Genomic DNA, 12,093 nt, shown 5'->3' on the forward strand with positions numbered 1-12,093 from the left:
GTGCATGGCTCCTAATCGATAGAAGTGCGCTTGGCGGTCGAGGTCTGCGCCTCATCCGCAGTGGTCTCTTCGGGGCCCACCAGGTTTTCGGGAACATTCTCCTGAACAGGAATCGCTCCGGTGAACTCTTGGCGGCGAGCATCTGCTTCGGCGCTGCCGCTGAAGAGACCACGTTCTTGCGGCTCTGCTGAGCCCTTGGTGCGGCCACGCGCCTCATTCTCGACCATGAGCACGCGCGTGCGGGGTAGCGCGGCCGGGTTCTTGGCCTGCAGCCAGGTGACCATTTCTTCGCGAACGTGCGTGCGGAGGTCCCACTGAGCGCCGGAGTCTGCGGCGCTGATCAGTACACGAACGCGCACGAAGCCACCCGTGGCATCCACGACTTGGATGTTGGCGGTGCGGCCGTCCCACAGGTCGGATTCGGCGACGATCTTCTTGAGGTGAGCGCGCATCTGATCGATGTTGACGCGCCAGTCGAGGTCGAAGTTGATCTCACCGAGAAGTTCGGTGGCGTTGCGGGTCCAGTTCTGGAATGGGGTGGTCGTGAAGTAGGTGGAGGGCAGCACGAGGCGGCGCTGATCCCAGATGCTCACGACGATGTACGTGAGGGTGATCTCTTCGATGCGGCCCCACTCGCCGTCGGCAATAACAACGTCATCCACTCGGATGGCGTCGCTGAAGGCGAGCTGCATTCCGGCGAACACGTTGGCGAGAGCCGATTGCGCGGCGATACCGGCGACAACGGAGACGAGGCCGGCGGAGGCGAGAACACTCGCGCCGAGGGCTTCGGCACCAGGCAGGGTGAGAAGGATGGCACCAATCGTGACGATGACAATCACGGCGGCAAGAACGCGACGAATCAGTTGCACTTGAGTGCGCACGCGACGCGCAGCACGATTGTCGGGCACATCGGTCGGGTAGCGAGCGATAGTGCGGTTGAGCAGCAGGTTGATAATGGCGATGAGCAACCACCCGCTCGCCGCGATGACGGCGATAAGGAAGACCTGGTCGACGATCGGGCGAAGATCCTCAAGCGGGAGCGTGATCGACACGGCGACCCACACGGCAAGCAACGCCATGAGCACTCGCAAACGCTGACGGGTTTGGGCAAGAGTTTGGTAGACCCCGGGCCGAAGGCGTGCGATGCCTCTCACAATGAGCGAGATCACTCCGATGCCAATGACGACAGCGACGAGCGCAATCAGTACGGCCACAGCGAGCCCGAGCCACGATACCCATTCAAACAATCGAGTGATTTCCTTTCATTCGCGTTGTTCCACCCTAGGGGCAGGCACCACAACAAAGCCTGACGTGATTAACTAGGGCGATTCGAGAGGGATGTGATGAGCGAGCTAGCAACACAGAGTGCGCGCCGTAATTCCCTGCGCCGGTGGATCGCCACTCTGCGCGAGGGCATCGCTGCCGAGCTGTGGCCGCTGCCCACGATCGCGATCATCGTTGCCGTGATTTTGGGCATCGTGATCCCCCTCGTCGACCGCGCCGTGGACTCGTCACTGCCCGTCGGTGTTGAACGATTCCTGTTCGCCGGGGGTCCCGAAAGCGCACGGGCTGTTCTCTCTGCCATCTCGGGTTCGCTGATCACCGCCACTTCCCTCACCTTCTCCCTCACTGTTGTCGCGCTGCAGCTGGCCAGCAGCCAAGCGTCGCCTCGCGTGCTGCGCACCTTCCTCAAAGACCAAACCGTGCACTGGACGCTCTCGGTGTTCGTGGGCACCTTCGCCTACGCCCTCACGGTGTTGCGTACGGTTCAGGATGGCGACGACAGCATCGACCCGATCGTGCCGCGCCTGGCGGTGACGTTGGCGTCGCTCCTGACCTTGGCGAGTGTTGTCATGCTCACGCTGTTCTTGGCGCACCTCGCGCGGCAGCTGCGCATTGAGACGACGATGCGGCAGGTCTACCTCGAAACCAGCAAGACCATCGAGCTCGTGGCATCCACCATGGCCACCGGCGAAACGGAACTGCCCGAGTGGCCGCCCGCCGAACGCATTGAGTTGAGCCTCGCGAAGCGCTCCGGGTTTATTCGGTCAAGCGACCGTTCCCGGCTGCTCACGATCGCGATCAAATACGACATCGTGGCGCGCGAAGAACACACCGTTGGTCATCACGTGGTCAGTGGCACCCCGGTGCTGCGCTGGTGGCCGCGTGATCCGATGCGCCATCTGGATGACGAAGAACGCGCCACCATCAACAGTGCGTTGGTCGGCGCCGTCAGCCTCGCTTACGAGCGCACGGCCAGCCAAGATATTGGTTTTGGCATCCGCCAGCTCGTCGACATCACAGCGCGCGCCCTCTCCCCCGGAGTCAACGACCCGACGACGGCCGTGCACACGCTCGGGCACATTTCGGCGACGCTGTGCTCGATCGCCGACCTGGAGATTCAGTCGCGCGGCCTCACCGATGACGACGACATCGTGCGCGTGATCATCAAGCCGCACAACTTCATCAACCTGCTCGATATCGCCCTGACTCAGCCGCGCCGCTATGGCGCGAGCGACCCCGGAGTGGTTGAGCGTTTGTTCCAGCTGCTGCAAGAGGTGGGCTACCGCGCGCAACGCACCGAACAGTCCGAAGCGGTGGCGGAGCAGATCGACCGGCTTGAAGCATCCGTCGCCGCCGAAACGTATGACGCTGTGGAGCGCGAACGGTTTGCCCGCTTTGCCGAGGCTGCCCGCGTGGCGACCACAGAGCACCGCTGGCTCTAAGAAGTGTGCCGGGAACGCAACGGCACACAATCAGGGCGCAGCCGCACGGGGCTGGACTATCATTTCCCCCATGCCAGAGACGCTCCCCACTCATTCCCCCACTGCTGGAGGAGAGCGGGTACTGATCTTGTCTGCTGGTGTCGGCTCGGGTCACAACAGTGCCGCTGCGGCCGTGCGCCAAGCGTGTGACGCGCGCACGGATGTTGTCGAAGTGAAAGTGCTCGACGTGCTTCAGGTGAGCAGCACTCTGTACCGCGACGTGTTGGGCAAGGGCTACTTCGTGCTCGCCAAGGGTCTGCCGTGGCTACTCGAGTGGGCCTACGACGTCAGCGACGCCCCCTTTTGGCGCCGAGGACCGATCGATCCGTGGACTCAGGCCAACTCTCTCCCCGTGATCCGGGAGATCAAACGCTTTCAGCCCACCGCGATTGTCAGCACACACTTTCTCCCCGCCCAACTCATGGCCACGCTCCTCATGCGCGGAGTCATTGATGCCAAAACAGCGGTTGTCACGACCGACTACGATCCTCAAGGCCTCTGGCTGACCAGCGCGTTCCACTCGTTTAATGTGGCGCGCGAGGAAGGCAAAATCGAGCTGATGGCGCTCGGCCTGCCGGCCGACCGTGTGGCAGCAACCGGCATCCCGATCAGTTCGTATTCGGATGCCGAACCCGACCGCGTCGCTCACGACATCCCCCATATCTTGATCTCTGCTGGTGCAGCGGGCGGGGACTACGCCGTCGCTGCTGTGCGGCAGACACTGCATATGCGCTCGGCGTTCACCGCCACCGTCGTGTGTGGACACAACGAGGAGACTCGCACGAGCATTGAGAAACTCGTCGGGGCTGACGATCGCTTCAACGTGCTGGGGTTTACGACAGAGATGCCCACATTGCTCAGAAGCGCCGACCTCTTTGTGGGTAAACCGGGTGGGCTCTCCGCCTCCGAGTGCATGGCGGCGGGCTTGCCCATGGTGCTGGTGAACCCCATCCCGGGGCAAGAAGTGCGTAACGGTGACTACCTGATGGAACAGGGTGCTGCTGTTCGGTGCAACGACGTCACAACGCTCGGCTGGAAGATCGACCAGATCTTGCGCGAGCCCGGCCGCCTCGAACGGATGCAAGCAGCCGCGAAGAAAACTGGCCGGCCAGATGCCGCGGCAGACGTTCTCACCGGCCTGCTCGACGGCCCGCGCCGCCCGATCGTCGTGACCCGCGACGCTCAGAAAGCCATTCTTGCCGCCAGCGAAAAGCGACTGGTGGCGAGCGATCTGCGCGGAGATTCCGCTCTGGTTCGGCTGACCGACCCCACCGACAACAGCACGGTGGCACTCCTGAAAGCAGACGAGCTGAAAGACCTGCAGAAGCGCTACGCCCCGGCCGAGGGCGAGTTAGTGCTCCGCCCCGATCAAACACTCGCGTCGCTTCGCTGGGAGGGCCGCCGCTTGATCCGGGCCGTTCTGCGCCACGACGACTCCCTGCGTGTTCGCATCGACCCGCTTCCGAACGCGGCTACCGGCGCTAGTCAGAGGTAGGACGCAACGGCACCGCGTCAGTCCAGTTCGACGGGCTGTGCTGAGCGGCGAGCAGCGCCCATTCGCCTGATCGCGGGTGCCACTGCCGGGTGATCGGATCCCGCTGCAAGGTCGGCCCCGCATCCAGCGCGACCTGCACGGTTGCGCTCGCCCCGCGCTGCACTGTCACTTTCTGAAAGCCCAGAAGCTGAGCGACCGGATGCTCGGCTGCCAGATCGGCCGCGTACAGCTGCACGACGATCGATCCGTCGCGGTCGCCCGTATTGGTCACGAGTACGCGAGCGCTGCCGCCAGTGTCGGCGAAGGTGTGGTCGAGTAGCTCGTGGGTCATCGTCGTGTAGCCCAGGCCGAATCCGAACGGGAATGCGGGAGCAATGCCCTGACCATCGAGGTGACGCTGACCCCACTTATCGTCATACACAACGGCCTTTGCGGCGCTATCGAACGGGGGCAGCTGCGCTGCGTCGCGCGGGATGACGAACGGCAACCGGCCTCCGGGCTCGGTGTCTCCCGTGAGCATGCTCGCGAGCGCGTGCCCACCTTCCATGCCGCCGTACCAGGCGAGAACAAGCGCTGGAACGCGATCCCGCCACGCGTCGGTCACGATCGCGCTGCCGCCAATCAGCACCACGACGGTGCGCGGATTGGCGGCCGTGACGGCGCGGATGAGGCTTGCGTCGGAGGGACGAAGTTCGAGCGAGCTGCGATCGCCACCGCGAACGAAGCGTGCTGCGAGATGCGCGAGCCCGATGAAGAGACGGCGAGACAGGCCCGAGTTGAAAGCGCGGCCGAGGATTCCGACATCCACTCCGCCGGTGACCACCGACTCGCCTTCATCATGTTGGTCGAGCCCGACAACGACGACGGCGATCTCGGCCTGAGCTGCGAGCGCCGCGGCGGCGTCTTCGTCCTTGCCTGTGGCGGTCGTGATCAGTGCCGCGGGGAACGCTTCCCGCAAGCCCTGAAGCGGGGAGACAGTGGATGGTGGCCGAACGCGCGAGGAGCCATGATCACCGAGGTTCGCCTCGTCAGCGAGTCGCCCGATAACCGCGAGCCGGCGCGTGTCAGGAGCCAACGGTAGCAGCGGCGCCTCGTCGACAGCATCGTTCTTGAGCAGCACGATCGACTCGGCAGCGGCTTGGAGCGCAAGAGCGCGGTGCGGGGCAGAGGCAATGTCGGCCACCGCTGGCTCCTGCTGTTCGCGGGTTGCCGCGTGCTGAATACTGGTCCGCAAAATGCGGTGGGCGGATCGCAGCACAGTCTCGCGATCGAGCTGACCGCTGCGCAGCGCGGCAGGCAGGGCGCGCGCCCGCAGCATCCGCAACGGCATCTCGACATCCATTCCCGCTTGCAGGCTGGCCACCGCATCGTGAGTGCCGAATACCCAATCGCTCGTGACGAAACCAGTAAAGCCCCACTCATCCCGCAGCACATCGGTAAGAAGGGCGCGATTAACATCCATGTACTCGCCACGTACCCGGTTGTAGGCGCTCATGACCGAGTCGACTCCGGCATCCACCACCGCTTTGAAGTGCGGCAAATACACTTCGTGCAGCGCGTGGTCGTCGACAGAGACATCGACCTCGAAGCGTTCGTTCTCCATCGAGTTGAGCGCGAAATGCTTCACGCACGCCATCGTGTGCACTCGAACACCGCGGGTAAGGGCGGCCCCCATCTGGCCGACGAGAACCGGGTCTTCGCCGTAGCATTCCTGCGCACGACCCCACGCCGGATGCCGCAGCAAGTTCACGCACACCGAAGCTGAATAGTTGGCGCCCCGCGCGCGGGTCTCGGCGCCAATTGCCACACCGACGCGTTGCTCAAGCTCCGGATCCCACGCTGCCGCCCGCGCCATCGTCACGGGGAACGCTGTAGCGGCACCGATAACGACACCGCGAGCTCCGTCGCTGAACCGGATGCCGGGGATACCGAGCCGCGCTACCGCACCCGCCACGAATGGTCGCCGCCCGAGAAGGGCCGGGATGAACGGCAAGAGCCGTCGCGGAGAATCGCCGTCAAGTAGTCCCAAGACTTCCTTCTCGGTCAGCAGGTTGACGAGCTGAGCGGAGGCTGTGTCGGCATCGACTGTGCCGGCGCGAACTGCGCGAACTGCGTCATCGAAGGCGTGAACCGAGGCTGCCCATGCGACTGGCAGGGCTGCATCGCTCATCGACACTCTGCCCGCGCTCTGTATGCCGCCGGTCGCATTTTCCATGATTCGAATTCTGCACCCTGTAGCTGTATTGGCCCACAAAGGCAGGCAGGTAGACCGTCTGCCGCACCCCCACACTGGGGGCCGAGACCACTTGAGTTAACTGAGAGAACTTCGTTATGTTTGTGTCAACCGTTGACGCATCGTTGCGCCTCTCCCACGTCTGGATCCTCTCTTTGTCTTCTGCACCCCGCACTCCGTCACGTTCGCTTCGACTATTTGCAGGAGCAGCCGTCGCTGCCGTCATGCTTGCCGGCTGCACCAGCCAAGCCAGTTCTGCGGATGCGCTGCAGAAGGCCTGCGTTGACACCACCGCTTCGGCAATCAAGCTCATTGATGCCGCCGACTCGTGCGGTGCCGGTTTCGTTGAAGCAGTATTTATGACAGAGGCTGCGGCTGCCGGCGCAGATGGCGCAGACGGGATTGACGGCACTGATGGCGCCGATGGTATCGACGGCGCTGATGGTATCGACGGACTGAACGGCGCAACAGGACTCACCGGAGCTAACGGAGCTACCGCGCTCAGAGGACCGACGGGAGCCACTGGCGAGGCGGGTGCAGACGGTATCGACGGTGTCGACGGTGTCGACGGTGTCGACGGTGTCGACGGTGTCGACGGTATCGACGGTATCGACGGTGTCGACGGCGCAGACGGTGCAGACGGTGCAACTGGACCTGCCGGAGCGACCGGCCCGCAAGGAATTCAGGGCCTTACTGGGGCAACGGGTGCAACTGGCGCGGCCGGCACGACGGGAGCCGCTGGCGCCCCAGGCCCTGCCGGCAACTCGCTTCTGGCCGCACAGTTCGGCGCCGAAACGGGCGGAGCACACGATGGAGGCACCTATGACTGTTATTTGGGCACGCTCAGCCTGACGTCATCGTCATATGTGGGCCCGGGTCTCACCGCAAATGGTCGCCTCCTCCCGATCGCTAACCACACTTCGCTCTACTCACTTCTCGGAACCACGTACGGCGGCGACGGCGTTCACAACTTCGCGCTTCCGAACATGAGCGCCGTCACGCCCAACGGGATGACCTGGAAGGTGTGCCATGAGGGCATCTACCCCTCCCGCTTGTAGAGCCCCAGAAACGCCCCCGACAGATCTCCGCCACGCGCAGACTAGGATTCTGACGTGGAAGACACTTACGAACTCGAACTCCGTAGCGTTCCCTTTGAGCACGCCGACTCGGTAATGCTGCGTTCAGCGCAGCGCGCCGAGCTCACCGCGCGCTACGGAACCGAAGACAGCGAACCCGGCGTCAAGCCCGATGCTGACTCGGTTGTCGTCTTCTTGATCGCTTATGTCGATGGCGTTCCTGCCGGTTGTGGTGGGCTCCGCGAGCTCGACAATGGCAACTTCGAAGTGAAGCGTATGTACGTCACGCCTGCTCAGCGCGGCACCGGTATCGCCATCGCGGTGCTCAAGGGGCTCGAAGAGTGGGCTCGCGCTCAGTCGGCCACTGAACTCGTTCTCGAAACAGGAACAGCCCAGCCTGACGCGATGCGTTTCTACGAGCGCGAGGGCTACACGCGCATCGAGAACTTCGGCGCCTACGTGGGCGAACCGCTCAGCGTCTGCTACTCCAAGGCTCTCTAGCCAGAGCCAGAGCCAGAGCCAGCACCAGCGCGTGCGGCCGCGCGGCAGCGGCGGCGAAACCTGCACGCCACCAACGTTCGCGACGGTCTCGCGCCCCTACGGCATCAGCTTAGGCTAGGGCGGTGCTCGCTCTTGTCGCTCTCGCCGTTGTTATAGGAGCACTCTCTCAACGCATCACCGGCATGGGTTTTGCTCTCGTGGCGTCTCCGCTAATCGTGATTCTGCTCGGCCCCTTCGATGGTGTGCTGGTCGTGAACCTGTGCGGCGTTGTGTCGTCGCTGCTCATTATTCCGCGGGTCTGGCGACACATTGAGTGGCGCACGCTCGCGTGGCTGGCGATCCCCGCGGTGGCGGCCATCATCCCCGGCTCACTCCTCGTCACCCGTCTCCCGGGCGCTGTCATGCAGCTCGGCATTGGCGTGCTCGTGATCGTTGCCCTCACCGCGACGCTGCTCATCACGCGCGCGGAACACATCGTTCCGGCCCGCCCGGCAGCGATCGTCGCAGGGGCAGCATCCGGTTTCATGAATACGGCTGCGGGCGTCGGCGGCCCGGCCCTCAGCATTTATGCAGTGCTGATGCGCTGGCCGCAAGTGAATTTCGCGGCCACCCTGCAGCCCTACTTTGTGATCGTCGGCACAGCATCCCTCGCCACAAAGGCGTTCTTCTCGGGCGGCGTGCTTCCTGATTTGGATGTCGCCAGCTGGGCCCTCATCATCGGCTCGCTGCTAGTCGGGCTCGCGTTGGGTGAAGTGCTCACTCGTCACATCAGCCATCGAGCAGCTCGCATTGCGGTGATCATCGTGGCCTACCTCGGAGGAACCGTCGCGATCATCGACGGCGCTCTCGCGCTCGCTCCTTAACGTCCGGGCGCGTGCGGCTTGGCCCGCCTCTCGTCTTAACGAGCGAATGCCCGGCCCCCAACGTTCGGGGACCGGGCATCCGGAGTCCGACTTCGCGTGAGCGCTGCCGTTTCGTCTCAGTGTTACTCGGCGGGGCCGACTCCTACGGGGTCAGCTTCTTCGTTGGCGGTGTCGCCATTGCCGGGTACGGTCTTGCGCAGGGTGGCGCCGAGTTCGGCATCCACACTGCCCCAGTACCAGTAGAAACGCTCGAGGATCTCGGGGATCGTGATGCCACGGCCCTGTCCGGTGAGGGTTTCGATGAAGCGAGCCTTCGACTCTGCGGAGAAGACGTCGCGGTAGAGCGTTCCGGCCTGGCCGAAGTCGTCGTCTTCTGAGTGCAGTGTCTGAGCGCTGCGCATGAGTTCGCCGTCGCTCGCCCAACCGCCTTCGCCAGCAAGCTCGGGCTGAGCTGCCGGTCCGCCGAACGAGTTCGGCGTGTAGACGCGGTCAGCTGCGTCGCCGATCTTGTAGTTCATCGCGCCTTCGTGCTGGTAGTTACGCGCTTGGGAGGCGTGAGGCTGGTTGACGGGGAGCTGGTTGTAGTTGGCTCCGATGCGGTTGCGCTGGGCATCCGGGTAGGAGAACACACGCGCCATCAGCATCTTGTCGGGGCTGATGTCGGTGCCCGGAACCATGTTCGACGGCGAGAACGCTGACTGCTCGATCTGCGCGAAGAAGCTCTCCGGGTTGCGGTTAAGCGTGAAGTGGCCAACCGGAATCAGCGGGTAGTCCTTGTGCGACCAGACCTTGGTCATGTCGAAGGGGTTGAAGCGGTACGTCTTGGCGTCTTCGTAGGGCATGATCTGCACCGACATGTCCCACGTGGGGTAGTCGCCCTTGGCGATGGAATCGAAGAGGTCGCGACGGTAGTAGTCGGCGTCTTCTCCGGCGATGCGCTCGGCATCCGCGGCTTCCATCAGCTCTACGCCCTGGCGGGAGTGGAAGTGATACTGAACCCAGAAGCGCTCACCGGCAGCGTTGATCCACTGGTAGGTGTGCGATCCGTAGCCGTTGACGTGGCGCCACGACTTGCTGAGGCCGCGGTCACCCATGAGGTACGTGACTTGGTGGGCGCTTTCGGGCGAGAGGGTCCAGAAGTCCCACTGCATGTCGCCGTTGCGGAGGCCCGAGTCGCCCATGCGCTTCTGCGAGTGGATGAAGTCGGGGAACTTCATGGCATCGCGGAGGAAGAACACGGGAGTGTTGTTTCCGACGATGTCGTAGTTGCCCTCGGTGCTGTAGAAACGCAGTGCGAATCCACGAACGTCGCGCCATGTGTCGGGCGAACCCTGCTCACCGGCTACGGACGAGAAGCGCAGAATCGTTTCGCTCTTTGCACCCTTTTGGAAGACGGCGGCCTTCGTGAACTGCGACACGTCTTCAGTGACGACGAACTCTCCGAATGCTCCACCACCCTTGGCGTGAGGGTTGCGCTCCGGCACACGCTCACGGTTGAACGAGGCAAGCTTCTCGACCAGAAAACGGTCGTGGAGTGCGGTTACGCCATCAGGACCTGTTGTGAGCGAATGTTCGTCGCTCGCAATCGGTGCGCCGGCCTGGGTAGTCGTGGGTTCTGTCACGATGTCTCCTTTGTGTGGGTGGGATTATTGGCGAATTGAAGAATGGGCGACAGCGTAGACAGCTCTGTCTGTGTTGTTCAGTCTGCGCTCTTTTGGTTGAGAGCGCTCTGGCAATCGGGGCATACTCCCCAAAAGTTCACTTCGGCGGTGTGCACCGTGAAGCCGCCGGCTTCGGATGGCGTGAGGCACGGCGCGTGACCAACAACACAGTCCACGTCACGCACGGCACTGCATTCGGTGCACACGATGTGGTGGTGGTTGTCGCCAATGCGGCGTTCATAGAGAGCGGATGACCCTGCCGGTTCGATCTTGCGCAGCAAGCCCGCCGTCGTCAACGCCGCCAGCACTCCGTACACCGCTTGGAGGGAGGTGCCGGGCAAACTCGGCAGTACAGCCCCGAAGATCGTGTCGGCATCGGAGTGCGGGATGTCGGCGAGGGCGCTCAACACAGCGACGCGGGGCTCAGTCACTTTCAGACCGGCCTCTCGCAGAGTGTCGGCGAGCGCCGCATCCGTCACTGTTTCCATGGTTACGACGGTACCAGTTGTTTTGAATAACTCAAGACAACTTCTGTGAATTCGCCACTCTGATGCAGCAGCACACCGCGCCGAAACCTTCGAGCAATCAAACCGAGTCACCGGGTTCGCTGCCCCGAATAGGGAGCCATTTCGGGATTTCACCGCGGACACCCTTTACGGAATTCCGCAGGCGATGTCTAAGCAGAAGCGGTACAGCGTTGTCCGTCGCTCAAGGTTGATCCGCGTATTAGCCCCTAAGCGGAAGCGCACAGCGGTGTCCCGTTTGGGAATCGGTAAACGGGCGCTCGGGAGGGAAGGATGAAGCTTTTCCGGTTTCGCCAGCGGAGTCGCCGACGAAAGTGCCTCTTGTGCGTAATATTTATGCACATGTATTCTGCATAGATGGATTATGGATCGGACGAGAGAAATGCCTTCCGGGTTGATGCTCAATCGCTGCGGGTGCTGGCTCACCCGCTCCGGTCGCGGTTGCTGTCGTTGCTTCGCACGGATGGGCCCGCTACTGCGACTGAGCTTGCGGAGAGTTTGGGTTCGAACACGGGAGCCACGTCGTATCACCTGCGCAAACTCGAGACGGTGGGGCTGATCGAGGACAGCGGGCAGGGTGTTGGTAAGCGTCGCCTCTGGCGAGCCGCGACAGACCGTCACCAGTTCAGCCCGGGCGATTTCGTTGGCGATTACACTGCCGAGGCCGACCTGAACTGGCTGCACCGCCACTATTCACGCACTCTTACCGAAAGGTTCGAGGCGTGGCTGGATGTCGAACAGACTTGGCCCACCGCTTGGCGAAACGTAGCTGGCCTCGGTGACGACTTTGTCACTTTGACGGCCTCGCAGACAAAGGCGATGAGCGCAGAGATTGACGAGGTTGTGGCGCGCTATCGGAACGCCGGTGACGGCGATCCGCAATCCCGTCGACTATCAGTGTGGAGGGCGATTTACCCGCTCGACCTCGACCAACAAGACCCCACGGCTGACTAGTGACCGGCGCGCCTCTAACCG

The 12,093-nt window shown here is 63.1% G+C and carries 10 protein-coding genes; 6 read left to right on the forward strand and 4 right to left on the reverse strand.

The window, feature by feature from the left end:
* Positions 1–11: 11 nt before the first annotated feature.
* On the reverse strand, positions 12–1,247 hold the full coding sequence (locus ACWTV1_RS06780) for a mechanosensitive ion channel family protein (protein ID WP_498504630.1): 1,236 nt from the start codon (positions 1,245–1,247) through the stop codon (positions 12–14).
* A gap of 96 nt (positions 1,248–1,343) precedes the next feature.
* Here ACWTV1_RS06780 and ACWTV1_RS06785 point away from each other — a divergent pair, with 96 nt between their 5' ends.
* The gene (locus tag ACWTV1_RS06785) at positions 1,344–2,726 is read left to right on the forward strand and encodes a DUF2254 domain-containing protein (RefSeq protein ID WP_498504631.1); all 1,383 of its coding nucleotides are present in this window, start codon (positions 1,344–1,346) and stop codon (positions 2,724–2,726) included.
* Between the two features lie 70 nt (positions 2,727–2,796).
* Complete coding sequence (locus ACWTV1_RS06790) at positions 2,797–4,260, forward strand: MGDG synthase family glycosyltransferase (RefSeq protein WP_498504632.1); 1,464 nt, start codon at positions 2,797–2,799, stop codon at positions 4,258–4,260.
* On the opposite strand, the gene ACWTV1_RS06795 is transcribed toward ACWTV1_RS06790, so the two are convergent.
* Positions 4,247–6,475 carry a beta-glucosidase family protein gene (locus tag ACWTV1_RS06795; protein WP_498504633.1) on the reverse strand — a complete coding sequence of 743 codons (2,229 nt, stop codon included), beginning with the start codon at positions 6,473–6,475 and terminating at the stop codon, positions 4,247–4,249. The two genes, ACWTV1_RS06790 and ACWTV1_RS06795, sit on opposite strands and share 14 nt — an antisense overlap.
* A gap of 116 nt (positions 6,476–6,591) precedes the next feature.
* Here ACWTV1_RS06795 and ACWTV1_RS06800 point away from each other — a divergent pair, with 116 nt between their 5' ends.
* The 3 genes from ACWTV1_RS06800 (at position 6,592) to ACWTV1_RS06810 (ending at position 8,933) form a co-directional block, all read left to right on the forward strand.
* A complete protein-coding gene (locus ACWTV1_RS06800) occupies positions 6,592–7,551 on the forward strand; it encodes a tail fiber protein (RefSeq protein ID WP_498504634.1) in 960 nt (319 codons plus the stop codon).
* A gap of 54 nt (positions 7,552–7,605) precedes the next feature.
* Positions 7,606–8,070 carry a GNAT family N-acetyltransferase gene (locus tag ACWTV1_RS06805; RefSeq protein WP_498504635.1) on the forward strand — a complete coding sequence of 155 codons (465 nt, stop codon included), beginning with the start codon at positions 7,606–7,608 and terminating at the stop codon, positions 8,068–8,070.
* Between the two features lie 122 nt (positions 8,071–8,192).
* Positions 8,193–8,933 carry a sulfite exporter TauE/SafE family protein gene (locus tag ACWTV1_RS06810; protein ID WP_498504636.1) on the forward strand — a complete coding sequence of 247 codons (741 nt, stop codon included), beginning with the start codon at positions 8,193–8,195 and terminating at the stop codon, positions 8,931–8,933.
* 122 nt (positions 8,934–9,055) lie between these two features.
* Here ACWTV1_RS06810 and ACWTV1_RS06815 read toward each other — a convergent pair whose 3' ends face one another.
* A complete protein-coding gene (locus ACWTV1_RS06815) occupies positions 9,056–10,555 on the reverse strand; it encodes a catalase (protein WP_498504637.1) in 1,500 nt (499 codons plus the stop codon).
* A gap of 77 nt (positions 10,556–10,632) precedes the next feature.
* Positions 10,633–11,082, reverse strand: a complete 450-nt coding sequence (locus ACWTV1_RS06820) for a Fur family transcriptional regulator (RefSeq protein ID WP_498504638.1) — start codon at positions 11,080–11,082, stop codon at positions 10,633–10,635.
* 393 nt (positions 11,083–11,475) lie between these two features.
* Here ACWTV1_RS06820 and ACWTV1_RS06825 point away from each other — a divergent pair, with 393 nt between their 5' ends.
* Positions 11,476–12,072, forward strand: coding sequence for a helix-turn-helix domain-containing protein (locus ACWTV1_RS06825; protein ID WP_498504639.1), 597 nt, complete (start codon positions 11,476–11,478; stop codon positions 12,070–12,072).
* The last annotated feature ends 21 nt before the right edge of the window (positions 12,073–12,093 follow it).

It is taken from the genome of Salinibacterium sp. VpJ6, assembly GCF_059767345.1.

Bases quoted from the DNA above. Each gene is read 5' to 3' on its own strand.
- ACWTV1_RS06785 (WP_498504631.1), top strand. From the start codon at position 1,344: ATGAGCGAGCTAGCAACACAGAGTGCGCGCCGTAATTCCCTGCGCCGG.
- ACWTV1_RS06790 (WP_498504632.1), top strand. From the start codon at position 2,797: ATGCCAGAGACGCTCCCCACTCATTCCCCCACTGCTGGAGGAGAGCGG.
- ACWTV1_RS06795 (WP_498504633.1), bottom strand. From the start codon at position 6,475: ATGGAAAATGCGACCGGCGGCATACAGAGCGCGGGCAGAGTGTCGATG.
- ACWTV1_RS06800 (WP_498504634.1), top strand. From the start codon at position 6,592: ATGTTTGTGTCAACCGTTGACGCATCGTTGCGCCTCTCCCACGTCTGG.
- ACWTV1_RS06820 (WP_498504638.1), bottom strand. From the start codon at position 11,082: ATGGAAACAGTGACGGATGCGGCGCTCGCCGACACTCTGCGAGAGGCC.
- ACWTV1_RS06825 (WP_498504639.1), top strand. From the start codon at position 11,476: ATGGATTATGGATCGGACGAGAGAAATGCCTTCCGGGTTGATGCTCAA.